Source organism: Chitinophaga sedimenti (genome assembly GCF_023156195.1).
Classification (GTDB): domain Bacteria; phylum Bacteroidota; class Bacteroidia; order Chitinophagales; family Chitinophagaceae; genus Chitinophaga; species Chitinophaga sedimenti.
The window spans coordinates 5287848-5311827 of sequence record NZ_JAKUKA010000001.1 but is presented as its reverse complement, the minus strand read 5'-3'; the positions used below and the strand labels follow the sequence as shown (position 1 = coordinate 5311827).

Below are 23980 nucleotides of genomic sequence, written 5' to 3'. Positions count from 1 at the left end.
TACCTGAAACTATACGGCAAGCTCACTTCCGGCCTGTTCCTCATTAAAAAGCCCCATAAGTAGTGTTTGACGGCAACCGCGTTTTCCGTTTTGATCTTACTTTTCATGGCGGCGTTCATGACATGCATATTACCCGCCTCTGCACCTACATCCAGCACTTCCGCGAACAGGCCGCCCCCATACTTAACATGCTCATGGCGTGAAAACCGCTTTAATTTTTTAAGTTTGATGGGTGATCCCGTTCCAGGCCCGACAACTTATTTTATATCGACGATGAACAAGTTTTTGAAATTGCTCTGTCTTTTCGCCTTTGCCGCTACCAGCACATTGGCGCAACAAACAAAATATGTGTCCGGCAACGACAGCTGGGATGCAGACTCCCTCGGTAATCACCGCGCGGTAGTCAACGCTGTTGCCGGCCCGGTAGCCAAGGTGGTACTTAACTGGCGCCGCCACGATGATCCGCTGAATAAAGCCATCATTGTAGTAGATGCGCAAACCAACCAGGTAGTGCAGAATGTGCGCACAGAAAATCTTACGCGGGAGCAGGGGACCGTCTTTTTCGAACCTACGTCCGGTGCCGGCAGGTACTACATCTACTACCTGTCGTACCAGGTAACGGCCCGCACGAATTACCCGCAAACCGTTTACAATACGCCGCGCTTTAACGCAAGCACCGAGTGGATAAACAAAATGACGGGATCGAACCGGGCGAACGTATTATACTTCGAATCGGTAAACCCGATGAACAGTTTTTACCCCATGGAGGTAATCGCCACGGCCAAAGAAACAGCGGCGATTATCAGGGGCGGACAGGCATACCTGGTGTTTCCCGAAGACCGTGAATTCCCGATCCGGCTGCCGCATGACCTGCCGCAGCGCTGGGTGCAAAAGGGCCTGATCAGCGAATTTTCCGGCTCAGCGATGAAGGGTGAACATTACAGCTTCCAACTCGGCATATACCCGGTAACCGCGGCACTTAATAACGTTACCATCAGCTTCAGCGAATTCAAAAATGCCTCCGGGCTTACGCTTAGTGGTTTTAGCTGCCTCAATACCGATGGCGTTCGCTACGACGGCACTCCATTTAAGCAAACCGTCAACATTGCGAAAGGAGATGTGCAGGCCATGTGGTGTTTAATCGATGTGCCGGAAACCGCGGTTCCCGGCGTTTACAGCGGCACCGCCACGATAAAGGCAGATGGAGCACCGTCTACCGATATCAGGGTATTACTGACCGTCAAAAACCAGGTAGCGGTGAATGGCGGCGCCAACAACCCGCAGTTGCAAACGCGGCTCACCTGGCTCAACTCCACGATGGCGCAGGGCAACGAGGTAGTTAAACCCTACATCCCGCTACAGATCGATGGCAATACCATCAGTTTACTAGGCCGCAAAGTAACCGTGAACACCAGCGGCTTCCCGGAGCAGATACAGACTTTCTTCAGCCCGGAGATGACGGAAATTACCAATACACCGCGTAACCTGCTGGCCGAAAACATCCACTTTCATGTAGTGAGTGCAGCCACGCACAAAGACCTTACTTTTAAGAACAAGAACTTTCAGCTGGAAGAAGAGCATCCCGGCCTCGTGAGCTGGCGATCGGTCAATCATAACGACGAACTGGAAATGGATGTTACGGCCTCACTGGAATTCGACGGCTACCTTCACTACACCGTAAAGTTCACCGCGCTCAAAGACTTGCAGCTGGACGATATCAAACTGCATTTCCCGTTTGATACCACCGTATCCAAATACGTAATGGGACTCGGCAGAAAGGGCGGCCTTCGCCCGGATACCATCCGCTGGAAATGGGATGTTGCGAATAAAAACCAGGACGGCGCCTGGGTAGGCGATGTAAATGCGGGACTGCAATACAGCCTGCGGGATGAACACTACACCCGGCCGCTAAACACCAACTTCTACCTGCAAAAACCTTTGCTGCTACCCACCTCATGGGGCAACAACGGCAAAGGCGGCATCTGGATGGGCATTAAAGGCAAATCGATGCTGAGCGAGAATTACAGCGGCGCACGCAGTATGAAAAAGGATGAGGTGCTGTATTACAACTTCACCCTGCTTGTTACGCCGTTTCATCCTATTAACACGGACTTCCAGTGGGAAACGCGCTTTTATCACAAGTATGAGCCGCTTGACCGCATCAAACTCACCGGCGCCACCGTGGTAAATATTCATCATGCTACGCCCATCAATCCATACATCAACTATCCATTTATTGCGCACAAGGAGATGAAATCCTATATCGATTCGGCGCATGCGATGGGATTAAAAGTAAAGATCTATAACACCATACGCGAACTCTCGAACAGTGCGTACGAAACGTTCCCTATGCGCAGCCTCGGCCACGAGATTTACTCGCCCGGCAACGGTGGCGGTTACTCCTGGTTACAGGAGCACCTCGGCAGCGACTACATAGCGGCCTGGTATGTGCCCGAATATAAAGATGCGGCGATCGTGAACAGTGGCATGAGCCGCTGGCACAACTACTATGTGGAGGGCATGAACTGGCTCGTACAAAACGTGGGTATCGACGGTATTTATCTAGATGACGTTGCCTTCGACCGCATCACGATGAAACGCATCAAACGGGTGCTGACTAAGAGCGGGCACCCGGGTATTATCGACCTGCATTCGGCCAACCAGTACAATAAGAACGACGGCTTTAACAACAGCGCCAACCTGTACATGGAGCACTTTCCGTACCTGGACCGTCTTTGGTTCGGCGAATACTTCGATTATGAACATAACAGCCCCGACTTTTTCCTTACGGAAGTATCGGGTATACCGTTCGGACTCATGGGCGAAATGTTGCAGGACGGCGGCAATCCCTGGCGCGGCATGGTGTATGGCATGACCAACCGCATGCCCCGGAGCGACAAAGCCGATCCCCGCCCCATCTGGCGCGCGTGGGACGCCTTCGGCATGAAGGGTACGAAGATGATCGGGTACTGGGTGAACAACAACCCGGTAAAGACGGGCAATGATAAAGTGCTGGCCACCATCTTCAAAAAGGAAGGCAAAACGCTGGTAGCACTGGCCAGCTGGGCGAACAGCGATACCAATATCCAACTGGAGGTAGATTGGGCCGCCCTGGGGCTGGATCCGGCGAAAGGATCGATTACGGCGCCGGCTATCCCAAACTTCCAGCCCGGCAAGGTCTTCGAAGCAGGCGCTTCCATTCCGGTACAGAAAGGAAAAGGCTGGCTGCTCGTCCTCCAGTAATATTTTTAACAAAATGCTTATCATCCTTGCCAGTGGCGGGTGATAGGCATTTTTTCGTTTATGGCAGCGCCCGCCCGATGTAACAAAATGCAGTACTATATCGTTTCAGCAATCGAACATTTAACAATTCCAGGACAGGCTTGTAATCCGGGAGGCGCGGAAAATAATGTATCTTGCGCCCGTTTCCATCGTGGTTACGAGTCATCTTAACAACGCCGCTTTAGCATGAAAAAAATTTTGTTAGTCGTGGTAGCCATCGCCGCCACTTTTTATGCCTGCACGAAAGAAGATACGATTGATAATGCCATTACTGCCGAGCGATTACTGAAATCGCGCGAGTGGAAACCGTCTGTCATCGACCTTAACCCGGTGACCAGCCCCGCCGGCAAGCTTTTATACAACCCGGTACTTGAGTGCCAGAAAGACGATATTTATAAGTTCAGCAAAGACTCAATCACTGTTTCCAAAGGAGAAACACTTTGCGAAAGCTCGGAAACCGGCTACCAGGTGTCGTATTCCATGGATTTTAGCAGGAGAAAAATTACGATTAACGGTATTGAATATATGTTGGGCGAGGTAACCGCCACGCAACTGAAGTATTACCTGCGCGTACCTTCTGAATCGGGGTACGACTACCGTGTGTTCCTCTTCCAACACTAAGAACAAAGCCGGTCAACACTGACCGGCTTTTTTATCGCTTATTATACTGATAAAAATCCCTTCATCAAACGGCGTCCAGTAACAGGCCAATTGTCCACAGGCTTTGAGCGCGTTGTTCGTCCATGTATTGCAGGTATGAAACAGATGATAACGGCCGTGTGCATCGTAAAAAGCATCGTTCCGGCCATAATTCGCGTTAGTGGGAATCAGCCTGAAACCACCGCCGGCATCTGTAATAAAGCTTTCATCAATAAACCGGATGAGGCGCTCGTACTGATTTTTACTGATCATTATACGTTTGCAATCGTTGCCCTCCTGCATATAATGATAATAGGTGGTATGCATCGCCGCGGAGCTTAACCCGAAAGCAGCTTTGAAGGCCGTAGAGAAGGAGAGGTCATTCCAGGTAGGCGTTTCCAGGTAAAAGCCTTTATCGCCCCAACCGAAAGCCAACCAAATGGCCGAGCTGTCTTTGCCCCGCGTATGTATTACGGGAACTTTACTACGCCAGTCGCGTAGTTCATTCGCTACCGGTACCACAATATCGCTGTGCACACCATTGGACAACAAATAGATCTCTACCTCTTCCGGCCCGGCTTCGCGGGCTACAGCGATACGCGAAAGTCCCCAGGCTGCCAGCAGGTATAACAACACAAAACCGACCAGGAAGATCAGGATAAAAAGCAATATCCTGGCACTTTTGCGAACAGCACTTTTCATAGCGGGCCTTTCTTTCTATATACTCAAAAATGACATTGGTAACCCGGTTATTCGAACACCACCGTCTTATTTTTGTACACGAACACCCGGTCTTCAAACACCAGTTGCAGCGCACGGGCCAGCACGGCGGTTTCTATTTCCTTCCCAGCCTTTACCATGCCCGCAGAAGTATAGGTATGGTTTACGGGATTGATCTGCTGCGTAATGATCGGCCCCTCGTCCAGTTCGTCGGTTACGAAGTGGGCGGTGGCGCCGATCATTTTAACGCCTCGTTCAAACGCCCGTTTGTATGGATTAGCGCCGGCGAAAGCGGGTAAAAAAGAGTGGTGTATGTTGATGATGCGGCCTGGAAACCTGGCTACGAAGTCCGGTGACAAAATCCGCATGAACTTGGCCAGCACTATATAGTCGGGTTCCTGCTCGCTGATGATTTTCAGTATATCTGCCTCAAAATTTACTTTATCAGAGGGATCGTGCAGCACCGGGTAAAACGGCACATCGAAACGGTTGCAGATATCCTGCAGGGTTGTATGGTTGCCGATCACGCACTGCACATGTGCACCCAGGGTTTTAAAGTGATGACGAACGAGAATATCGGCCAGGCAATGGTATTCTTTTGTTACCATCACCACTACCTTTTTTTTCGGGGCGTGGGTTTACCTGTACGATAGCGTCGGCCGGCAGCACCGCGCGCAGCTTTTCGGTGAGCGGGGCGGCCGGCGCGTCCTGCTCTACCTGCACGCGCATGTAAAAATGGTTCTGGTCAATATCCACGTGCTCGCGCAGTGATACGATGTTGAGCTTTTCCTGTGACAGAACGCCGGATATGGCGGCTACACGGCCTACCTGGTCCGTGCATTGAATAACGATAATCATAGTAAGGTTGAAAATAAGCAAAACCAGTCGCTATTCCAATGCAGCGGTATTTAAACGAACTGACTGCCAAACCGCCAAATTTGGCTGGCATCAAGCCGTAAAAAAATTCTATTATTGCGCAGTCAACTGTTAAATTCCCTTTCCTGCAATATGAACCCATTCTTATACTGGCATAATGCGTATTTACTGATACTTGGCCTGCAACTGATCTGCATTTTCCACGCGTTTAAAACGGGCCGGCGGGATATGATTTACCTGCTGATCTTTTTACCGGGAATCGGCTCTTTGCTGTACATCGTGCTGGAAATACTGCCCGAAATCAACCGCGGAGAATTCTTCCGCAACCTGCAACGCTACATCTTCCCGAAAAGCCTCCTTCGCGATCTTGAACGTAAGCTCAGTATATCCGATACGGTAACCAACCGCCTGCTGCTTGCCGAGGCATATGGCGACCAGAAGCAGTACGACAAAGCGATAGCGCTCGTCAAGAGCTGCCTGGGCGACCTGTATGCCAATGATCCGGGCATCCTCATGCTGCTGGCACGATTACAGTTTCATGGCGGGTTGTACGCCGAAAGTATAGCCACTTTTGAAAGTGCGTTTGCTTCCAAAAAATAGTGATGAAAAAGCCGGAAGACGAACTGGCTTACGCACAGGCGCTGGATAGCAGCGGTTATCACGAAAAAGCGGAAACAGAATACAAACGCATTGTGCGCGTGCATCATTCGTTGGAAGGCGCCTATCGTTACGGTATGTTCCTCAAAAAACAACAGCGCCCGGCTGAAGCCAAGGCGCAATTTCAAACTGTTATTAAAGAGATAAGTCTGCACCCACGTTACGTGCGCCGGCAGAACCAGAAATGGCTGTGGTTGTCGCGCAAAGAAGTGGCAGTACTGTGATCATCGCACCAGCACCACCGTCCCTTTACGCTCCCCGTTGCCACAGGCGGTACGCGCCTTGATGACGAACACATAGGTACCGGCTGGTTGCGCCGCGCCTTTAAAGGTGCCATCCCAGCATTGCAGGGGATCATTGGTACGAAACACCGTTTCGCCCCAGCGGTTGTACACTGCAAAATCGAGCGCCAGCACCGGCCCCCACTGCTTTAGTCCGAAGCAGTCGTTTTGCCCGTCATTGTTCGGGGTAAAGGCATTGGGCATGGGGTAAGAACTTAATTCGCTATTGGCGTTGAAGTCAACAAATACCGAATCTCTTTTTACACATTTTCCACCATTGCTGATGTTGACGTAATACATCGTGGGCTCCGGCGGCGCGACCGTTACGCGTGCGCCATTAGTGGCCCGCAGGCCGTTTGCAGGCTCCCAGGTGTAAGTAAGTCCGCCCGTCGCGGTAAGGACAGCGCTGCCATGTGTACAATCCAAATCATTCGATTTGGCCACAGACGCCTGGGGTAAGGGAATCACCGCCACGGGCAGATTAAATATTTTATCGGTATGGCAAACCTGGTCTTCTATTTCCACGCTGTAGGTACCACTTGCGCCCGGCCGCACTGTCAGCGCATCCCCGGAACCGAGCACCGTATTGTCCGGCGCACGCCAGGTGTAAATATCTCCTCCGCTGGCTTTGAAGGCTACGGTTTCACCGGCGCAGGCCGTCTGGCTCGCCGGCGTGACTTCAAATTCCGGGGCATCCATCACATTAACAGCCACCGTGGCAGTAGCGATGCAATTATCTGCGCTGGTAGCGGTAACAGTATAATTAGTATTAGCAGCCGGCGATGCCGTTGGGTTACTCACATTCGCGTCGCTCAGGCCAGTAGCCGGCGACCATTTAAACGCTGCATTCACCGCGGCGGATGCCGAAAGCGTTGTTGATAAACCTTTGCAAATACGCACACTGTTAGCCGTGGTAATCACGGGCGAAGGATGCACATCTATCGTAAACCGCGCGTCGTCCGAACAGCCACGCAGATCGGTCGCCACTACATCGTACACCGTGCTGACAGCAGGCGTTACGGTCGGATTAGCCACTGCATCATTACTTAATCCGATACCGGTCCAGCGATAACGCACGGCTTTAGGATTACTTGCATTTAACTGTACGGTGGTGCCGGCACATAACGGGATCGTACGACCCGCAGGCATCGTAAATGTACAGGGAATGTACATCGGTACAAGATAGTCTTCTACCTCTCCATCCGGCGCGCTGCCCACCGCATTTTGCGCGGCTGCCTGGTCGGACGAGAACCTTAGTCGCAGTCCGAAGTCGTGGTAATCGGCAGTACCGGTTACCGGAAGTTCGGCAGGAAGCCCTGTCCAGGTCAGTATGGCGGAAGTGCCATTATTGGCTACAACGGCGCCGGCGCGCTCGTCGGGGGTAAATTGCTTATCGTTGTTTTTATCGAACCAGCCGTATAAATAAGCGCTCGCGCCACTTGTGTTCGAAAGCGGCACCATCAGCGAATAGGTACCGCCGCCGTTATAATTCGGGAAAGTAGTGAAAGCATCTTCGTCGGCGCCAACGGCGTTATCGTCGGTGGTTTGTTGTCCGTCCGCATCGCCCGCCACGGCGCCAAGTTTCAATGCCTGCGAGGATTGCTGTGTGGGATAAGGTGGATTAAAATTGCAGCTGTTAATGCTCTGAAACGTTAAGCGGTGCTGCGCCGTTCCGAACGAAACCGGCAGATCGCCGCGATCGATGGGGGCGTAAATGCCGAATGCCAGGGCCATGCCGCCGTAGGCGCCGTTCTTATTGTATTCAATATCAAGCGTGAGGGAGCCGGTGTTTGCACTCGTGGCCGGGATAGGGTTCTGTCCGTACAACGCAACGCATTCATGATCTGTCCGTAGGTATCCGTAATCATTACGGTTTTTGTTCCACAGCCCTGCGCAGGGTTACTTGTCTGGCTCGTATTTCTGAAAAAATCGATCGTCGTCCGGCATCACCGCTGGTAGTAATGGTGGTCACCTCATTCGGCGCGCTCGCCTCCGCATCCGCAGTGATCAGGGTAAATGCAGCCGGTTGCCCGTTGCGCGTAGCCTGCACCGTTAACCGGAAAGTCGTATTCTCGTTGTTGCCCACCGAATACAACGCAGGTTTAAGGTTAGGCGAATTGAAATCGTACAGCGAATACAGCATCGCGGCTCCCCAGGTTTTCATAACCGAGGTAACAGGTACAGCCCCGGTTACATTGCTGGCCGTAAAGGTCAGCACCAGTCCGTCTGTCGTTGTCATTGAATGGGAAGCCGTGATGGGAAAGTCGCTCCAGTCCAGCCACCAGATCTGTTCGCGCAATGTACCGTTGCCCTTATCGGCGTATTGGCCGAGGGCTACTATGTTGCAGAGTAGTAGCAATATCGTCAGGAGTCTCTTTCTCATAGCTGTTTCCCACGGGGCAAAGGCGGCGTAAATATAGCAAAGGCGCAGTCGGTTTTTACTCCTAAATGTAGTAAAACCAGGCATTTGGCGGCTAAAAGGCTGGATTTCAAGCGGAAAGAAGTTTTCGGGCGGAACGCTGACGATCAGGCAGAGAGGGGAATACGGCAGGAATTTTGCTATCTTTTATGCTGCCGTTTGAAAAAGGCATTTCCTTATACTTATTTCGAAATGGACCACGAACCAATTTTTTAACCGCCTTTTCAACGCCAGCACAACGCACCAATCGTATGATTCTTATAGTTGATGATAAGCCTGAAAACATCCTCTCACTAAAAAAAAACGCTGGAGCTTTACAAGTTCCAGGTAGACAGCGCCAGTTCGGGTGAGGAAGCGTTGAAGAAAATTCTGAAAACAAGTTACACACTGATCATTCTTGATGTACAAATGCCCAGTATGGACGGTTTCGAAGTGGCGGAGGCGTTGTCGGGCTACAGCAAGGCGCGTGATATTCCTATTATTTTTCTTTCCGCGGTTAATAAAGATAAAAAGTTCATCACCCGGGGTACGATTCCGGCGGGGTAGACTATATCACCAAACCGGTAGACCCTGACATTCTCATCATGAAGGTGAAGTCCTTCTACCGCATGTACCAGCAAACCCAGGAATTGAACCTGGTGCAACAGTCGCTGCGTGAGGAAGTAGAAGTGCGTAAACAGGCCCAGGCGGCGCTGAATAAAAAAGTAAATGAGTTGCATACGATCCTGGAATCGCTGCCGCAAATCGCATTTACAGCTTCGGCGGAAGGGCGTATCGAATACGCCAACCAACACTGGTTCCGTTATTCACCCAACATGTCGGTAATGCCGCAGACCGCCGCCGGCGAAAGTTCGCTCGACGAAGACCTGCAACTGGCCTTTCGTTCGGGCACGCCGCTGGAAAAGGAAACCTATATCAAAGACCTGCACGATGGTCAATACCGCTGCCACCTGCTGCGGGTAACGCCGATGCGGGAAGACGGTCAAACGGTGAAGTGGATCGGTACGTTTACAGACATTTCACTACAGAAGCAGGCCAACGAAATACTTGAGCAGAAAGTGCAGGAACGTACCGAAGAACTGTGGCAGATCAACAAATCGCTGGAAGAAAGCAACCACGATCTGCAACAATTTGCCTCGGTAGCGTCGCATGACCTGAAAGAACCGTTGCGTAAAATTCACCTGTTCGGCGCCATGCTACGCGATAAGTTTCCGGATTCGGACGAGGCGATTAAGCCATTCCTGAACAGGATCGTGTATTCGTCCAACCGCATGACACGACTGATCAACGATCTCCTGAACTTCTCCCGCCTTTCTGCCTCTACCGGTTTCGAGAAAACGGATATCAATCAACTGGTAGATGACATTCTCAGTGACCTTGAATTAACTATACAGGAAAAAAACGCGCATTTTCATGTGTCGGAAATTCCACATATTGAGGTTATCCCTGGTCAGATACGGCAGGTGTTTCAGAACATCATCAGCAATGCTTTAAAATTCGCCAAGTCGGACGTGTCGCCGGAAATAACGATTCACAGCGAACTGGTAAGCAGCTGCGATGTAAACGCACCACTTGACGCAGACGGACAATACTGCCGCATCACCATCAGCGATAATGGTATCGGGTTCGATGAACAATATCTGCCTAAAATTTTCACCATTTTCCAGCGCCTCCATACCATGGACCGTTACGAAGGAACAGGCATCGGGCTGGCCATCGCCAAAAAGTAATTGAGCGTCACGATGGCGTTATAACGGCAAAGAGTCAACTGAACGAGGGAGCTGAGTTTATATTTGTGCTGCCGCTGTCGCAGCCGGAGAGTAAAAAACAGCAGGCGAAGGAATTATCCGGCGAGTTGCTATAAGCGCCCGGCGGCAAAGGCATTAATAAAATCTGCCATCATCCCGTTTTTTAATACGAGTTTCACACCTAATGTCTGTAGGGCATGCTTCGGCATGTAATCCACTTCCGCATCGAGCGGGTCCTGCACGGCGATCATACCACCAAATTCACGCACCTCTCCCAGCCCTTCGGTACCGTCCGTATTGCCGCCACTCAGCAACAAAGCCGCCATACGCGGGCCGTATACGGGTGCGGCAGTATCGAGTGTTACATCGATGCTGGGGCGACTGTAGTTCACTTTTTCAGAATAATCAAGCGATAAAGTATAATCTGATTCTACCAGAGATGATAATCCGGCGGGGCGATGTAAATATTACCGGCAATGATATCCTCTTTTTCTTCGGCTTCTTTTACGGCCAAACTTGTCTTAAGAGCTAATAACTCTGTAAGCGCGGAATCATAAATATGATGCCGGTGCAGTACCACGATGATAGCTGCCTGCAGGTTTGTATCGAGTCCGGGCAACAGGTCCAGGATGGTGCGCAGGCTGCCTGCGGAACCACCAATCACAATAAGGCGCGGCTGTTTTAATACGATATTTTCCTCCATATTTTCTGCCTGTTTTCCAGCTGTTTGAACTTGGGAGCGATCCCGGTAAAGTTCAGGGTTTCTTTTGACCCTAACGCCGGAAACCGAAGGTCTCAAGACTGTCATCAAACAGTTGCAGAATTTTGTCCTGCAGCTGTTTATTGAAGTAGATAAGCACATTGCGGCAAATGATCAGCTGAAACTCGTTAAAGGAATGATCAGTTACCAGGTTATGCGCCGCAAACACGATCTGTTTGGAGAAATGTTCCGAAAACTTGGCGTATTCATAATTAGCGGTATAGTACTTCGAAAAGTCGTGTGTACCACCCATCTGGATATAATTGCGGGAATATTGCTGCATGTGCGCGAGGGGGAAAATACCCTTGCGGGCTTTGTCGAGCACGGTATTATTAATATCCGTGGCGTATATCTTGGCCTTGTGCAGCATATTGTTTTCTTCCAGCAGGATCGCGAGCGAATAAACTTCCTCGCCGGTGGAGCAACCTGCATGCCATATCCTGATAAAAGGATAAGTGGCCAGCACGGGTAACACCTGTTTCAGCAAAGCGCTGTAGAAAAAGGGATCCCGGAACATCTCTGTCACGTTCACGGTAATTTCTTCCACGAAGCGGGTCACATACGTTTTATCATTGATGATGCGATGCCTGAATTCGGCGAAGCTGGTAAAGCGGTCTTTTTTGAACAGGTAGTTTACCCGCCGGTTGATTGATGCATGCGCGTAGTCTGTAAAGTCGTACCCATACAATTCCAGCACATCATTCAGCAGGATGCTTACTTCTTCTTCACTTATGTAATGGGCGCGCAACATTAGCCGGCAAAGTGTTCTTTAATTTTGATCAAAAGGTCGTCTACTTCTATTGGTTTAGAAATGTAGCCGTCGAACCCGGCGGCCAGGCATCTTTCCCGGTCGCCTTTCATGGCTTTCGCGGTTACCGCGATAACAGGAAGCAATTTTGTTGCCTCCATTGCGCGCACCAGCTGTAGTGCTTCAAAACCATCCATATCGGGCATCATTACATCCATGAGCACCATACCAATGTTGTTGCTGTTTTTCAGCAAAGTGAGGGCTTCCGCCGCACTGCCTGCGGTAACACAGGTTATACCGCGACTTTTCAACACCGCTCTCAAAGCGAAAATGTTGCGGGCGTCGTCATCAACTATCAGGAGGTCTTTGTCCATCTTGTTTAATGTTATCTGAAAGCCCTGTCGTACAGCCATACACGCAGTAACGACAACAGCTGGTCTACGTCAACCGGTTTGGAAATATAATCAGAAGCGCCTGCCTGTATACATTTTTCGCGATCGCCCATCATAGCTTTGGCGGTTACCGCGATAATAGGCAGGTTCGCGAAGCGAGGGTCCTGGCGCATTTTGGCGATAGACTCGTAACCATCCATTTCAGGCATCATCATATCCATCAGCACAATGTCGGGTACCGGGCCTGCATGCAGTTGTTCCAGCGCCTCCTTGCCATCGGTCGCGCTCACCACCCGCATGTTGTGTTTTTCCGGGCTTTGGTCAGGGAGAAGATGTTACGCACATCATCGTCCGCGACCAGCACCACTTTATCTTTCAGCACTTCATTCAGTACCGACATTTTCTGTCCGCCAGCTTCCGGCTGTTTATCATTTTCTTCTACCAGGTGCAGGAACAGTGAAACCTCATCCAGGATGCGCTGGTACGAATGCGCCGTTTTCACCACGATCGAATCTGCGTACTGGCGGATGCGCTGTTCTTCGGTTTTACTCAGGCTTTTACCCGTGAAGATGATGATGGGCAGTTTTTCCAGTCCTTCAATTTCCTTCACTGCTTCGAGCGTGGCGTACGCCTGCTGGTCGGGAATGCCCATATCCAGGATCACACAGTCCACATCGCGGTTTTGCAGCAGGTTAATACCTTTATCCACGCTGTCGCCGATCTCGGAGGTTACATTATAGGTACCGAGGAAGTAAGCCAGTGCTTTAGCGTGCTTGCTGTTCTCTTCCACGATCAGTACTTTTTTCGTGGAGCGGTTCAGCACATATTCCATCTTTTCAAAAATCACCTGCATACCTTCTGCAGCAAGCGGTTTACTGATAAAGTCGATCGCTCCTTTCATGAGACTTTCCCTTTTCATTTCCAGGGAAGACATGATATGAACGGGAATAGATTTCGTCCGCGGCTCGCTTTTCAGTTCGTCCATTACCTGCCAGCCGTCTTTGACCGGCAGCATGATATCGTGAGAACGCCTATCGGCTGATATTTCAGCGCCATCGACAATGCCTCGTCACCACGTACGGACACCACCCCTTTATATCCACGGGCACGGGTGAAGCTAAGCAGGGCCTTGGCGAACGGCGTATCATCTTCCACGATCAGGATTACCTTGTCACCCGGCTGGATGGTTTCGCGATCGTCGTTGATCGCTTCGGGGATAACGTCCGATATATACTGCTGCCTTGTATTTTCTGCCGGTTGCTGGGCCGCCGTGCGCACGCGCTGTGGCGCAACGGCCGGTTCTTCCGGTTTTTCTGTCGGCGGTACCAGCGGAACCGTCACCGTAAATTCACTGCCCTCGCCCAGCACACTGCGCAGGCTCAGGGTGCCTCCCAACAACTTCATCAGCTCACGGCTGATAGATAACCCTAAACCGGTGCCGCCATATTTGCGGCGGGTAGATCCGTCCGCCTGCTGGAACGCTTCAAAAATTACCTGTTGTTTTTCTTCTGGAATGCCGATGCCGGTATCTTTCACGGTAAAGGTTACGGCATCTTTCGATGGGTTCATTCCTACCAGCAGGCTCACTGCGCCCTGCGATGTAAACTTAAGTGCGTTCGATAACAGGTTCTTCAACACCTGCTCCAATCTTAAATGATCGGTTTCGATGGTGGCAGGTAAACCCGACGCTGTATTAATATTTAACGTTAACCCCTTATCCTTCGCCATCGGCTCAAATAAAGATTGCAGGTTGGAAATGACAGACGACAAATGTATCTGCTGGAATTCCAGTTCCATTTTGCCGGCTTCAATCTTGGACAGGTCCAGATTTCATCTACCAGGGTCAGCAAACCTTTACCTGAACTGAAGATTACGTTTGCATACTCTATCTGGTCGGCCGAGAGGTTCTTGTCGTTGTTCTCCGACATCAGGCGGCTCAGGAGCAGAATGGAGTTCAGCGGCGTACGGAGTTCGTGCGACATGTTCGCGAGGAACTCTGATTTGTACTTCGTGCTGAGCTCCAGTTCTTCTGCCTTCTGTTGGATTTCGAGGTTTCGGTTAATAATTATCTGGTTCTTTTCTTCGAGCAGGCGGCTGCGTTCTTCCAATTCGGTATTGGATTGCATCAGCTCTTCCTGCTGTACTTTCAGTTCTTCCTCGGACACCTGCAGTTTCTGGGTTTGTGCTTCCAGTTCCATGTTCAGGTTTTCGAGTTCGCTGTGTTGTGTTTGCAGCTCTTCGCTCTGGGCTTGTGTTTCTTCAAGCAGCTCCTGCATCCGGCGGCGGTTTTCTGCAGACACAATAGAGATGCCCACGTTATGCGCCACGTTGTTCAGGAACGTTACTTCCTGTTGGCTGTATTCGCGGATAGATGCGAGCTCCACCACCGCTACGATACGATGTTCGTACATCACCGGCACCGCAACAATATTAACAGGCTTGATCTCACCGGCTGCGTAACTGATCGTTACGGCATCGGCCGGGATATCCTTTAACCATACTATCTTACCGCTCTGCATGCACTGTCCGGCAATTCCTTCGCCGGGCGCCACGAACTCCCGGCGATCTTTAGAGGCCAGCGCATAACCACTGTAAAGGCGCAGGAGCTGCTCACTTTCTGCTACATACAACACGCCCACCTGGCTGTTGGTATAATTAGCGAGAAAATCAAGCACGCTGGCGGTAAGCACGTCCGTTTCATTTTCTCCTACCATTCTATCATTCAAACCAGCGATCCCCGTTTGCAGCCATTCATTTTCAGATAACTGCCTGAACGATGCTTCCAGGTTATGCGCCATGCGGTTTATCGCAAATGCGAGGCTGCCGAGTCCATCGCTGCCATCGTCTTTCGCGCGAACCGAATAATCGCCTTCGGCAATTTGTCCCGCCAGGCTTTGAATAATATCGATGCGTCGCGTAATGTCCGTCTCTTTCGCCTGTAATGCACCGTGCAGGCGACTCCGTTCGTCAAAGTCGGTCTTAACACGGATATAAAATACGGAGGTGATCAGTAGCGATAATATGGCGGTTATGATGATCAGGATGGGCGTAAAGCCGGATACACGGTTCAGTCGTTCGGTGCGCGTATCCAACAGCAGCCGTTCGCGGTCAGACATCTGTTTTACGATGCCGCGGATCTCGTCCATATGATATTTCCCAATACGCAGCGAATCGGCATTGATGTTTAGCCGGTTACGTTTAAATTCGGTGAGGTTTTTCAACATACTCAGCCGCCTGTTGATCACCGTCCGCAAAGATTTTATACTGGCGGACTGCAACTCATTATCGGCTGTTAACGCTTCCACCTCGGCCAATTGCGTAAGGGCGCTATCGGCCGCACCATAATACGGGTCCAGGAATGTTTCATCCTCGGTAAGCAGGTAACCGCGCTGGCCGGTTTCCGCATCTTTCATCATTGACAAGACCCCTTCCAGCTTCTGGATCACCGTATTGGTATGGTCCACCAGGCCGGCAGTTGTCAGTAGGTTCTGAATACTGTTGTAAGACGCTACAGAACTAATGATCAGCAACAGGAGCGATAGCCCGAAACCAATCAGCAGGTTGCGTTTAAAAGAAGAATTCATGGAACGTAGTGCTTTTAATTTTATCTGGTACAGGCTGCAAATACAACGCGGGAAACTATTCCCTGACGATATTTGGCACGAGCAACCGGATCTGTAATTAGATCTGGACGCCCGCAAATATAATAGCGTTGCATATGTTGTGCATCAATAAAAAAATATAGTTCTAAAAATGCCTGAAACCCGCTATGGTAGCATGAATATTGAGATAACAGAGGTGGGGATATTTTTCTACAAAACACAGCAACTAACATGAAAACGTCACAGTTACGTGCGTACCAAACGCCGTTTTCATGTGCAACGAACCATTCAGCTGCTTTACCAGCGACTCCACCAGGCTTAGCCCGAATGTATGTCCTGCCGCGTGTACATCCGCCGGCAATCCGCAGCCATTGTCGCTGATTTCCAGCAGGCAGTCGCCGCCAGATTTCTCGAATCGCACGCGCAGCCGGGGCTCGGGTGTTTCAGCAAATGCATGTTTAAAACTGTTGGTGATCAATTCATTGGCGATGAGCGCCAGCGGAATGGCCTTTTCCACATGCAGCGATATAGGGGCTACATTATATTCCATCATATCTTCCTCGAAGTTGCCGAAGTACGAGTACATGATGGTTTCCACGAGTTCCGGCAGGTATTCCTGCATGGGCACTTCTGTGGCGTGATCGTCTCCGTATAGCCGCTGGTGCACCAGCAACAGCGATACCAGCCGGTTTTTACTTTCGAGCACGATCTGTTTGGCCGCCTCGTCTTCCGTGCGTCCGCCCTGCAAACTAAGCAGGCTCGATACCACCTGCAGGTTATTTTTCACCCGATGATTCAATTCCTTTAACAGCGTCTGGATCGTTTCATTACGCTCCATGGCCGACTGGTAAGATAACTCCAGTGCTGCCGATTGCGCCACCAGCTCCTCCCGCTGCTGTGCAATGCGATCATTCAGCAATTGCAACTCCCTGTTATGGCGGATCGCCATCTCGCGCTCCTTGTCATAACTGCGGCGAAAAGCGATGATTACGATCATGGTAGTGATTATGGAATAGGCCAGTGTCATGACATGGTCCAGCACCTTTTCCCTCGGCGTGCGGTATTCCACGATCCATGCCGGGTAAAAATACTCCAGCAGCAGATCGGCCAGTATGGTAAGGTACAACACGCCGCAAAGCCAGTAGTAATTGCGGCGCACCGGCGGTACAATGATCAACAGCACGTTCAGTAACATAATGACCAGGTACACGGTGGTGCCGGACATGCCCGCATTAAAAAGTACATGCCGCCCAGGCACACCATGGTGCCCAGCGTATAAGCGAAGATAGAATACAGGTTAAATATCCGCCGGATGCGCGAGCGATAATACAAAAAACCGGAAATACCCGATCCCAGGATCGAGAGATAAATAGTCATCGGATGCAGCCCTATCAGATAATTGCAGGTGCCGCCGATAATAGTAAAGAGAAAAATGAAAAAGCTGATAAGGTTGAAGATGCGGTGACTGAATGAGAAATCTTCATCGTCGCCGGCGATCAGCGCCGTAAAGTTCCTGACCCGCTGTTTCATAACGCTACAGTTTGATCCATTTTTGTTTGATGGCAATCGCCACCATTTCCGAGGTGCGCTCCAGGTCGTACTTCTTTAAAAGGTTGCGACGGTGCGTGTTCACTGTGTTTTCGCTGATATTGAGTTTCTGAGCGATGGCACTGCTGCTCATCCCCTCTGCCAGGCATTGAATGATCTCAATTTCCCTCGCCGATGCCCCGGGCAAGCTATCTGCCCCCGGCACTGCCACCTGCGTGCGAAGCCCCATTTTCACCGCCACAAGCAACTGCCTGTCCGTAAAAGGCTTCAACAGATACGCCACCGGCTCGGTAGCCAATGCCATGTCCAACGTTTGCTGGTCAGAGTGCGCCGTCAGGTAAATAACCGCCACCTGGCGAAAGTTTTTGATCTGCTCTACGATAGATGTACCCACAAGTTGCCCGTGCAGCTGTATATCACATATCAACAGGTTCACGGGGTACTTCTGCGCGTAGTCAATTGCTGCCTGAGACGTGTCAGCCAGCCATACTTTGGGATATCCAGCCTGCGCCAGAATGGAAGCGACATTTTCTGCCACCAGCCGCTCATCTTCTACTACCGGGATATAAGGATTCTGCATACTAAAAGATTGGTTAGCACTAGGTCAATATAGTTATATTTTCTAGCTAATTCCAAATGTGAAGCCCTTTATTTATAAGGATTCCCGACTGTACGGTGTTTGACCGGAAACGAACATATGAAATTAATTTTAAATCATAGTTTATTGATATGAAATAGCCGCAAAACATGGTATCTTGTTTGTCCCCAAGCTTTCCAGATAAATATCGTCGCTATGTTCCGTAACTACTTAAAAATCGCGTTCAGGAATCTCACCAAGCATAAATTATTCGCACTGATCAACATCGGCGGACTCGCACTCAGCATGAGCGTATGTCTTATCGTGCTCGTCAGCACCCGCGAAGAGTTACGGACCGACAGTTTCAATCCAGCGCCGGATAACACCTTCCGCATCACCAGCAAGTTGACCAACCCAGCGGGACAAAGCTGGCTGCTCGCCAGTTCTCCCCTGCCACTGGCTGCGGAACTGCAACGTGACAGTACGCTGGTTGACCAGCAGGTAATGCTCTATCCGGCCCTGCACAGCCCTGCCCGGGCAGCTCAAAAGGAAATAGAGCTGCAGGCGGCCCTTACCTCTCCGTCGTTGTTCAACATATTCGGATTTACACTGCAATCAGGGAATGCCGCCAGCGCGCTGACGCTTCCGAACAGCATCGTCCTCAGCGAAGCCGTGGCCAACAAATATTTTGGTGAGCAGCCCGCCCTTGGCAAAACCATCATCTATGGCAACTACGGCAGCTTTATGGTGACAGGCGTACTGGCTCCAACACCGTCCCGCTCGCACTTGGCGTTCGATGCCTACGTATCGCTCTCCAGCCTGCCCGCTCTCGAAAAAAACAAGTTACTGCCCGAACGCAGCACTTCCCGGAACAGTTTTGAAAACGCGTATACCTACGTCACCCTGCAACCCGGCAAATCCGCCGATGAACTGCAGGCCACGCTGGACCGCCTTACCGCCCAACAAAACCAGGGACAGGGCAGCCTGCGTTTCATCGTACAACCGTTCAGCAAGATTACACCCGGCAGCGATGACCTGTACACGACATCAGCCGTGGCGCCACCTGGGGCAAAATATTAGGGCCTATTGCCATCGCACTTATCATCCTTATCGCCGCCTGTTTCAACTATACCAACCTGTCGATTGTCCGCTCGCTGAGCCGCGCCAAAGAAGTAGGTATCCGTAAGGTAAGCGGCGCACACCGCGGACAAATTTTCCTGCAATACATTTTAGAAGCCATTATACTTGCCTGTTTCGCCTTGCTGCTGGCGGGCATACTGGGTAGCTGGCTGGTATCTGCCGGTATCTTCAGCGAGTGGCCGCAGCATTTCGACTTCCGGTATTGTTGCTGTTCTTTGGCTTTGCTGTGTTCACCGGTTTACTGGCCGGCGCGCTGCCTGCCTGGGTACTCTCCTCGTTCAAACCTGCTGAAATACTTAAAAACATTGGCCTCAACCGCCTGTTCGGCAACCTGAACCTGCGCCGGTCGCTTATTGTATTTCAGTTAGTATTGTCGCTCGTTACCTGCATTTTCCTGTTATCGTTTTACCGCCAGTTCGAACACATGGGCCGTAAGGCAGATTACGATCATCGTACCGCTAACGTGATGAGCATTCCGCTAAATGGGGCCGAAGCGCCGTTATTGCAACGTGAGCTCGCCAACCTTGGCGCCGTACGCCGCACCGCCAGTGCTTCTGCGAACATTGGCCGCCGCAACGACAATAGCATCAACGTGAACGATACGCGGCTTAACTACTGGGCTGCCGATACCGGCATCGTATCCCTGTTAAAATTGCAACTGGTGGCCGGCCGCAATAACGTTCAACCCAACGAGGCTTTGATCAACGAAAAAGCCGTTGCGGCACTTGGTTATAAGCGGCCCGACGATGCACTTGGTCAGTCGGTACGGGTAAACGATTCCACGCAAATGACCATCGCCGGGGTGCTGCGCGATTTTATGTACGAAAACGTCGGCCGCAATCTTGCACCGCTGATCATCGCGAACGAAGGCACGCCACAACGCTACCTGCTGGTGCAAACACAGGGCAACCGGGCGCAGTCGGCCCGGCTGGCAAACGAGGTATGGAGCGGGTTGTATCCTGCACAGGCGTTCGAGTTCAGCTGGCTCGATGAAGATATTCGTCAACGCAACAGCCAGGCCGATACGGTATCGCAAATCAGTTACCTCGCTTTCATGACCATCGTGATTGCCGCCCTCGGACTGCTTGCCATGGTGATTTACACCACCGAAACACGCCGCCGGGAAATCAGCATCCGTAAAGTGATGGGCGCCAACGTCCGGCACTTACTGTGGCTGTTATCCAAAGGCTTTGTGAAGCTGCTCATCATTGCCGGTGGTATTGCGTTGCCGCTGGGTTATGTGCTGAGTGCCTTGTTCCTGCAGAACTTTGCGGACAGGGCATCTATCGGCATCGGCAGCCTGTTGCTTTGCCTGGGGCATCATGCTGCTCATTGCACTCAGCGCCGTGCTGTCGCAAACATGGCGGGCGGCATCAGCGAATCCGGCAGACAATCTCCGAAATGATTAGCTTTGCCGCGTAATGCGACAAATCTTCTCGGGAATCATCTTCGCCATGTTATGGGCTTCCGCTGCGGTGGCTACCAAAATCGGCATCCAGGCTACACAGCCGCTGGTGCTGGCAACCGTGCGCTTCTTCATTGCCGGCGGATTGATGCTTGGATTTGCCTACGGTATCCGGGGCTCGAAAAACCGGTTGCCCAAAGGCCGCGAGTGGCGCAACCTGCTGATCTTTTCACTGCTTAATACCACGATCTATCTTGGCGCTTATGTAACCGCGATGAAAGAAGTATCTGCGGGAATAGGCAGCCTGTCTACCGCCACCAGCCCGCTTTTCATCGTGCTGATGTCTGCCATCTGGATGCGGCGTAAACTGCGCTGGCAGGAAATTACCGGCATCGCGATGGGGTTCTGCGGCGTAGCTATAGCTACCTATCCGTTGCTGCAGGACAGTCATGCTACGCTCAAAGGTTTGTTGATTCTTCTTGGAGGTATGGTATCGGTATCGATCGCCACCGTATTTTATGCCCGTGTTAAATGGGAGCTGAGCAACGTGGTCATCAACGGCTGGCAGGTGCTGATGGGGGATTTGTTTGCTTCCGCTCACCCTACTCACTACCGGCATTCATCAAACAAAATGGAACTTAACCTTCTGGAGTAGCGTGTTCTGGCTCATCGTACCGGTATCGATGATCGCCATGCAACTCTGGTTTTATCTCATCCGCATCGACGCGGTGAAAGCTTCGGTATGGCTCTTTCTCTGTCCCATCTTCGGTTTCGCATATTCCAACATATTGCTGCACGAGCCGATTACAGCCTTCACATTTGCCGGCACCGCCCTGGTGATCGGTGGCTTATATCTTGCCCAAAAAATGAAAACAGGAGAACAGCAATGATGCTTCAGCCGCCGGTTTAGCGCCCGCCATGCCGGAAAGGTTGCCTGATCGCGGATAGACAAGACCGGCCTTTAGCACGTTGAAGAAGGCATCTTCCAAAATTGAGCCCCGATAAATATCAGGCGCCTCCAATCGCGTTTTACTTTTTGTTAGGTGATCATGCTTGAAAAAACCTATTATGATATTGCTGAGTTACTAAGTTATAAGCCTGCGGGTCATATCGCTGTTAAGCGTTTGTTATCACACTAACATGTTATTAAAAACGGCCGGTAGAGTACCGGCCGCTTGTAATCAAATAACTTGAACATTCAACTTGCAGAGAATAATATTAATGAATCAGTTAATTATCAGCAAAATAGGCAGATTGCCTGCGCGACTGTGTTAATCTATTGTTATCACACTAAGATGTGACGCCCCGGGCATGTGTAGACAAAAAGAAACCCCGGTAAGGATTTACCAGGGCTTTACCATTTAACCTAACTATATGCTGTAACAGCAACTAGTATCTTTGATGCCCTAAAGGCAAGTGTTTTAAACCAATACGGGCACTTCAAAACAGAAGTTGCCAACCACTTGGACGATCTTTTTCTGCCGGGGTTTAATCACCCGGAAATTATTTTTCGATAATTTGGCAGCATGAACCGCATAGATCGCCTCACTGCCATTCTTATTCAACTCCGGGTAAAAGGGTTGTAAAAGCCGCCGAAATCGCCGAAAGGTTCGATATCAGCCTGCGCACCGTGTACCGGGACGTGAAAGCGTTGCAGGAGTCCGGCGTTCCCATCGGCGCGGAGGCAGGAACCGGGTATTACATCGTGGACGGGTACCATCTGCCACCCGTGATGTTTAACAAGGAAGAAGCCGCTGCCCTGCTCACTGGCGAAAAACTGATGGCAAAGTTCGGCGACCGCTCCACCGACCGCCTCTTTACTTCCGCCATGCAAAAGATCCGTGCGGTGCTGCGCAATAGCGATAAGGATTATCTTGAATCGCTCGAATCGAGCATGGAGATGTTTACCCACAGCCATGTTCAGGAGCCGCAACAGGGCTTTCCCAACCGGTTCCTCAGCGAAATTCAGCAGGCAGTGGCCATGCAAAAGGTGATTGCCATGGATTATTACACCTACCACAACAGTACCGTGAATCGCCGCGAAGCGGAGCCTATCGGCATCTTTCACGTGGGTAACAGCTGGCACCTGATTGCCTATTGCCGCCTCCGCAAAGATTACCGCGACTTCCGCATCGACCGCATCAAGTCTCTGTCGCTGCTGGACATCAATTACAAGAAATCCGCCCACCTTACGCTGCGAGAATACCTCGATAAAAACCACAATGCGGAAATGCCACTGGAAGTAAAGGTGCGTTTTAAGAAAGAGGTAGCGCGGTATATTCAGGAGCGCAAGTATTACATGGGCTTCGTGGAGGAAAAAGACTGCGGCAGTACGGTGGAAATGACCTTCATGACCGGCTCCTACAACTACTTTGGCCAGTGGCTGCTGATGTTTACCAACGAGGTAGAGATCATGGCGCCGGCCAGCCTGCAGGACATTATGCGGGACCTCTGTCGTTCGGTGCACGACCATTACCACAAATAATTTCAACTGCTGACATACTGTTGTCATTCCCCTGCATTTACTTTGTCGTAAATGCTTATGACATGACGAACCTGGACCTTACAAGAACGTATCCCCGCTATTATAAAGCCGCGCCCCGCCCCGAACTGGTTACCATCCCTGCAGGCCACTTCCTTACGATCGAAGGGCAGGGCGACCCGGACAAGCCGCCTTTTGCCGTGACGGTTGGCGCGCTGTACGCCGTTGCCTACAGCATTCGTGCGTTGCATAAACAACAGGGTAACCTCTTTACCGTTCCCAAACTGGAGGGACTCTGGTGGATCAACGTAAACAAACCGTTTGAAACCGTGAGCCGCGATGAATGGTTCTGGAAGTTACTGATCCAGATGCCTGCATTCGTATCGGCCGCCGACTTCCGGCAGGCAGCTGCACTCGCGTTTAAAAAGAAAGCGGAACCGCAGATCGAAGCCGTAAAATTTGAAAATATAGAAGAAGGATTGTGTGTACAGATGCTGCACGCCGGGCCTTATGCGGACGAGCCCGCGACCGTGGGTAAAATCCGCGAGTACATGGACACACATAACCTCGTGCAAAACGGCCTGCATCATGAAATCTACCTGACGCAGCCGGGTAAAGCCGCGCCGGAAAAGATGCGCACTATTCTCCGGTTCCCGGTGAAATGAAATAAAAAAGCCGGTCTGCGTAAGACCGGCTTTCTGGTA

29 protein-coding genes and 1 pseudogene are annotated in these 23980 nt (G+C 51.1%); 14 read left to right on the top strand and 16 right to left on the bottom strand.

The genetic code is table 11. The features are described 5' to 3' along the window. Positions 1-62 precede the first annotated feature (62 nt). The 3 genes from MKQ70_RS30470 to MKQ70_RS30460 all read left to right on the top strand — a co-directional run bounded on the left by MKQ70_RS30470 (position 63) and on the right by MKQ70_RS30460 (position 3903). On the top strand, positions 63-203 hold the full coding sequence (locus MKQ70_RS30470) for a hypothetical protein (protein WP_248078211.1): 141 nt from the start codon (positions 63-65) through the stop codon (positions 201-203). Between the two features lie 70 nt (positions 204-273). Further along, positions 274-3243 (top strand): glycoside hydrolase domain-containing protein, encoded by a 2970-nt coding sequence (locus tag MKQ70_RS30465; RefSeq protein WP_248078209.1) that lies wholly within the window; start codon positions 274-276, stop codon positions 3241-3243. 225 nt (positions 3244-3468) lie between these two features. Continuing rightward, positions 3469-3903 (top strand): hypothetical protein, encoded by a 435-nt coding sequence (locus MKQ70_RS30460; RefSeq protein ID WP_248078207.1) that lies wholly within the window; start codon positions 3469-3471, stop codon positions 3901-3903. A gap of 12 nt (positions 3904-3915) precedes the next feature. On the opposite strand, the gene MKQ70_RS30455 is transcribed toward MKQ70_RS30460, so the two are convergent. From MKQ70_RS30455 to MKQ70_RS30445, 3 genes are read right to left on the bottom strand one after another with little or no spacing between them, the layout of a single operon-like run. Continuing rightward, entirely contained in the window at positions 3916-4623 is a 708-nt protein-coding gene (locus tag MKQ70_RS30455) for a TIGR02117 family protein (protein WP_248078206.1), read from the bottom strand. 47 nt (positions 4624-4670) lie between these two features. Continuing rightward, a complete protein-coding gene (purU, locus tag MKQ70_RS30450) occupies positions 4671-5249 on the bottom strand; it encodes a formyltetrahydrofolate deformylase (RefSeq protein WP_248078205.1) in 579 nt (192 codons plus the stop codon). Next, entirely contained in the window at positions 5194-5499 is a 306-nt protein-coding gene (locus MKQ70_RS30445) for an ACT domain-containing protein (protein WP_248078204.1), read from the bottom strand. Before MKQ70_RS30445 ends, purU begins: the two co-directional genes overlap by 56 nt. A gap of 150 nt (positions 5500-5649) precedes the next feature. On the opposite strand from MKQ70_RS30445, the gene MKQ70_RS30440 reads away from it, so the two are divergent. Together MKQ70_RS30440 and MKQ70_RS30435 are read left to right on the top strand one after the other, a co-directional pair. After that, positions 5650-6117 (top strand): CDC27 family protein, encoded by a 468-nt coding sequence (locus MKQ70_RS30440; RefSeq protein ID WP_248078203.1) that lies wholly within the window; start codon positions 5650-5652, stop codon positions 6115-6117. 2 nt (positions 6118-6119) lie between these two features. Continuing rightward, the gene (locus MKQ70_RS30435; protein WP_248078201.1) at positions 6120-6398 is read left to right on the top strand and encodes a hypothetical protein; all 279 of its coding nucleotides are present in this window, start codon (positions 6120-6122) and stop codon (positions 6396-6398) included. On the opposite strand, the gene MKQ70_RS40085 is transcribed toward MKQ70_RS30435, so the two are convergent. Together MKQ70_RS40085 and MKQ70_RS40080 are read right to left on the bottom strand one after the other, a co-directional pair. Next, a complete protein-coding gene (locus MKQ70_RS40085; RefSeq protein ID WP_372490045.1) occupies positions 6399-8282 on the bottom strand; it encodes a T9SS type B sorting domain-containing protein in 1884 nt (627 codons plus the stop codon). A 40-nt stretch (positions 8283-8322) separates the two neighbouring features. Beyond that, positions 8323-8838, bottom strand: coding sequence for a CshA/CshB family fibrillar adhesin-related protein (locus tag MKQ70_RS40080; protein WP_282456877.1), 516 nt, complete (start codon positions 8836-8838; stop codon positions 8323-8325). A 393-nt stretch (positions 8839-9231) separates the two neighbouring features. Here MKQ70_RS40080 and MKQ70_RS30420 point away from each other — a divergent pair, with 393 nt between their 5' ends. After that, a complete protein-coding gene (locus MKQ70_RS30420; RefSeq protein WP_248078199.1) occupies positions 9232-9420 on the top strand; it encodes a response regulator in 189 nt (62 codons plus the stop codon). A 38-nt stretch (positions 9421-9458) separates the two neighbouring features. Continuing rightward, a complete protein-coding gene (locus MKQ70_RS30415) occupies positions 9459-10604 on the top strand; it encodes a sensor histidine kinase (RefSeq protein ID WP_248078197.1) in 1146 nt (381 codons plus the stop codon). Positions 10605-10732: 128 nt separating this feature from the next. Here MKQ70_RS30415 and MKQ70_RS40075 read toward each other — a convergent pair whose 3' ends face one another. From MKQ70_RS40075 to MKQ70_RS30365, 11 genes are all read right to left on the bottom strand, one after another. Beyond that, positions 10733-11014, bottom strand: coding sequence for a chemotaxis protein CheB (locus MKQ70_RS40075; protein ID WP_308199264.1), 282 nt, complete (start codon positions 11012-11014; stop codon positions 10733-10735). Positions 11015-11052: 38 nt separating this feature from the next. Continuing rightward, the gene (locus MKQ70_RS40070; RefSeq protein WP_282456876.1) at positions 11053-11325 is read right to left on the bottom strand and encodes a chemotaxis protein CheB; all 273 of its coding nucleotides are present in this window, start codon (positions 11323-11325) and stop codon (positions 11053-11055) included. Positions 11326-11395: 70 nt separating this feature from the next. Continuing rightward, positions 11396-12133 (bottom strand): CheR family methyltransferase, encoded by a 738-nt coding sequence (locus MKQ70_RS30405; protein ID WP_248078195.1) that lies wholly within the window; start codon positions 12131-12133, stop codon positions 11396-11398. Then, positions 12133-12504, bottom strand: a complete 372-nt coding sequence (locus MKQ70_RS30400; RefSeq protein ID WP_248078193.1) for a response regulator — start codon at positions 12502-12504, stop codon at positions 12133-12135. The genes MKQ70_RS30405 and MKQ70_RS30400 overlap by 1 nt, the downstream gene beginning before the upstream one ends. An 11-nt stretch (positions 12505-12515) precedes the next feature. Next, positions 12516-12815 (bottom strand): response regulator, encoded by a 300-nt coding sequence (locus MKQ70_RS30395; protein WP_248078191.1) that lies wholly within the window; start codon positions 12813-12815, stop codon positions 12516-12518. Next, a complete protein-coding gene (locus MKQ70_RS30390) occupies positions 12809-13537 on the bottom strand; it encodes a response regulator (protein ID WP_248078189.1) in 729 nt (242 codons plus the stop codon). The genes MKQ70_RS30395 and MKQ70_RS30390 overlap by 7 nt, the downstream gene beginning before the upstream one ends. After that, a complete protein-coding gene (locus MKQ70_RS30385; RefSeq protein WP_248078187.1) occupies positions 13507-14319 on the bottom strand; it encodes an ATP-binding protein in 813 nt (270 codons plus the stop codon). Before MKQ70_RS30385 ends, MKQ70_RS30390 begins: the two co-directional genes overlap by 31 nt. Beyond that, on the bottom strand, positions 14229-16106 hold the full coding sequence (locus MKQ70_RS30380; protein WP_248078185.1) for a CHASE3 domain-containing protein: 1878 nt from the start codon (positions 16104-16106) through the stop codon (positions 14229-14231). The genes MKQ70_RS30385 and MKQ70_RS30380 overlap by 91 nt, the downstream gene beginning before the upstream one ends. Positions 16107-16350: 244 nt before the next feature. Next, complete coding sequence (locus tag MKQ70_RS30375; RefSeq protein ID WP_248078183.1) at positions 16351-17349, bottom strand: sensor histidine kinase; 999 nt, start codon at positions 17347-17349, stop codon at positions 16351-16353. Further along, the gene (locus MKQ70_RS30370) at positions 17310-17654 is read right to left on the bottom strand and encodes a hypothetical protein (RefSeq protein WP_248078181.1); all 345 of its coding nucleotides are present in this window, start codon (positions 17652-17654) and stop codon (positions 17310-17312) included. Before MKQ70_RS30370 ends, MKQ70_RS30375 begins: the two co-directional genes overlap by 40 nt. A 4-nt stretch (positions 17655-17658) precedes the next feature. After that, complete coding sequence (locus MKQ70_RS30365; RefSeq protein WP_248078179.1) at positions 17659-18252, bottom strand: response regulator transcription factor; 594 nt, start codon at positions 18250-18252, stop codon at positions 17659-17661. 213 nt (positions 18253-18465) lie between these two features. Here MKQ70_RS30365 and MKQ70_RS30360 point away from each other — a divergent pair, with 213 nt between their 5' ends. The 7 genes and pseudogenes from MKQ70_RS30360 (at position 18466) to MKQ70_RS30335 (ending at position 23941) form a co-directional block, all read left to right on the top strand. Beyond that, positions 18466-19329 carry an ABC transporter permease gene (locus MKQ70_RS30360; protein WP_248078177.1) on the top strand — a complete coding sequence of 288 codons (864 nt, stop codon included), beginning with the start codon at positions 18466-18468 and terminating at the stop codon, positions 19327-19329. After that, positions 19296-19538 (top strand): annotated as a pseudogene (locus MKQ70_RS42915) (ABC transporter permease); the annotation flags it as partial. The gene MKQ70_RS30360 and the pseudogene MKQ70_RS42915, both read left to right, overlap by 34 nt. Before the next feature lie 26 nt (positions 19539-19564). Next, positions 19565-20794: an ABC transporter permease gene (locus MKQ70_RS30355; RefSeq protein WP_248078175.1), complete on the top strand. Its 1230-nt coding sequence runs from the start codon at positions 19565-19567 to the stop codon at positions 20792-20794. A 16-nt stretch (positions 20795-20810) separates the two neighbouring features. Next, a complete protein-coding gene (locus tag MKQ70_RS30350; protein WP_248078174.1) occupies positions 20811-21449 on the top strand; it encodes a DMT family transporter in 639 nt (212 codons plus the stop codon). After that, positions 21382-21684, top strand: coding sequence for an EamA family transporter (locus MKQ70_RS30345; protein WP_248078172.1), 303 nt, complete (start codon positions 21382-21384; stop codon positions 21682-21684). The genes MKQ70_RS30350 and MKQ70_RS30345 overlap by 68 nt, the downstream gene beginning before the upstream one ends. A gap of 623 nt (positions 21685-22307) precedes the next feature. Beyond that, on the top strand, positions 22308-23279 hold the full coding sequence (locus MKQ70_RS41650) for a helix-turn-helix transcriptional regulator (RefSeq protein WP_308199571.1): 972 nt from the start codon (positions 22308-22310) through the stop codon (positions 23277-23279). A gap of 62 nt (positions 23280-23341) precedes the next feature. Beyond that, the gene (locus MKQ70_RS30335; RefSeq protein WP_248078168.1) at positions 23342-23941 is read left to right on the top strand and encodes a GyrI-like domain-containing protein; all 600 of its coding nucleotides are present in this window, start codon (positions 23342-23344) and stop codon (positions 23939-23941) included. The last annotated feature ends 39 nt before the right edge of the window (positions 23942-23980 follow it).

What these genes read in the sequence shown, in the direction of transcription:
- MKQ70_RS30465 (WP_248078209.1), top strand. Translation starts at nt 274, where the DNA reads ATGAACAAGTTTTTGAAATTGCTCTGTCTTTTCGCCTTTGCCGCTACC.
- MKQ70_RS30460 (WP_248078207.1), top strand. Translation starts at nt 3,469, where the DNA reads ATGAAAAAAATTTTGTTAGTCGTGGTAGCCATCGCCGCCACTTTTTAT.
- MKQ70_RS30455 (WP_248078206.1), bottom strand. Translation starts at nt 4,623, where the DNA reads ATGAAAAGTGCTGTTCGCAAAAGTGCCAGGATATTGCTTTTTATCCTG.
- purU (WP_248078205.1), bottom strand. Translation starts at nt 5,249, where the DNA reads ATGGTAACAAAAGAATACCATTGCCTGGCCGATATTCTCGTTCGTCAT.
- MKQ70_RS30445 (WP_248078204.1), bottom strand. Translation starts at nt 5,499, where the DNA reads ATGATTATCGTTATTCAATGCACGGACCAGGTAGGCCGTGTAGCCGCC.
- MKQ70_RS30440 (WP_248078203.1), top strand. Translation starts at nt 5,650, where the DNA reads ATGAACCCATTCTTATACTGGCATAATGCGTATTTACTGATACTTGGC.
- MKQ70_RS30435 (WP_248078201.1), top strand. Translation starts at nt 6,120, where the DNA reads ATGAAAAAGCCGGAAGACGAACTGGCTTACGCACAGGCGCTGGATAGC.
- MKQ70_RS40080 (WP_282456877.1), bottom strand. Translation starts at nt 8,838, where the DNA reads ATGAGAAAGAGACTCCTGACGATATTGCTACTACTCTGCAACATAGTA.
- MKQ70_RS30415 (WP_248078197.1), top strand. Translation starts at nt 9,459, where the DNA reads ATGAAGGTGAAGTCCTTCTACCGCATGTACCAGCAAACCCAGGAATTG.
- MKQ70_RS40070 (WP_282456876.1), bottom strand. Translation starts at nt 11,325, where the DNA reads ATGGAGGAAAATATCGTATTAAAACAGCCGCGCCTTATTGTGATTGGT.
- MKQ70_RS30405 (WP_248078195.1), bottom strand. Translation starts at nt 12,133, where the DNA reads ATGTTGCGCGCCCATTACATAAGTGAAGAAGAAGTAAGCATCCTGCTG.
- MKQ70_RS30400 (WP_248078193.1), bottom strand. Translation starts at nt 12,504, where the DNA reads ATGGACAAAGACCTCCTGATAGTTGATGACGACGCCCGCAACATTTTC.
- MKQ70_RS30390 (WP_248078189.1), bottom strand. Translation starts at nt 13,537, where the DNA reads ATGCTGCCGGTCAAAGACGGCTGGCAGGTAATGGACGAACTGAAAAGC.
- MKQ70_RS30385 (WP_248078187.1), bottom strand. Translation starts at nt 14,319, where the DNA reads ATGGAACTGGAATTCCAGCAGATACATTTGTCGTCTGTCATTTCCAAC.
- MKQ70_RS30380 (WP_248078185.1), bottom strand. Translation starts at nt 16,106, where the DNA reads ATGAATTCTTCTTTTAAACGCAACCTGCTGATTGGTTTCGGGCTATCG.
- MKQ70_RS30375 (WP_248078183.1), bottom strand. Translation starts at nt 17,349, where the DNA reads ATGTCCGGCACCACCGTGTACCTGGTCATTATGTTACTGAACGTGCTG.
- MKQ70_RS30370 (WP_248078181.1), bottom strand. Translation starts at nt 17,654, where the DNA reads ATGAAACAGCGGGTCAGGAACTTTACGGCGCTGATCGCCGGCGACGAT.
- MKQ70_RS30365 (WP_248078179.1), bottom strand. Translation starts at nt 18,252, where the DNA reads ATGCAGAATCCTTATATCCCGGTAGTAGAAGATGAGCGGCTGGTGGCA.
- MKQ70_RS30360 (WP_248078177.1), top strand. Translation starts at nt 18,466, where the DNA reads ATGTTCCGTAACTACTTAAAAATCGCGTTCAGGAATCTCACCAAGCAT.
- MKQ70_RS30350 (WP_248078174.1), top strand. Translation starts at nt 20,811, where the DNA reads ATGCGACAAATCTTCTCGGGAATCATCTTCGCCATGTTATGGGCTTCC.
- MKQ70_RS30335 (WP_248078168.1), top strand. Translation starts at nt 23,342, where the DNA reads ATGACGAACCTGGACCTTACAAGAACGTATCCCCGCTATTATAAAGCC.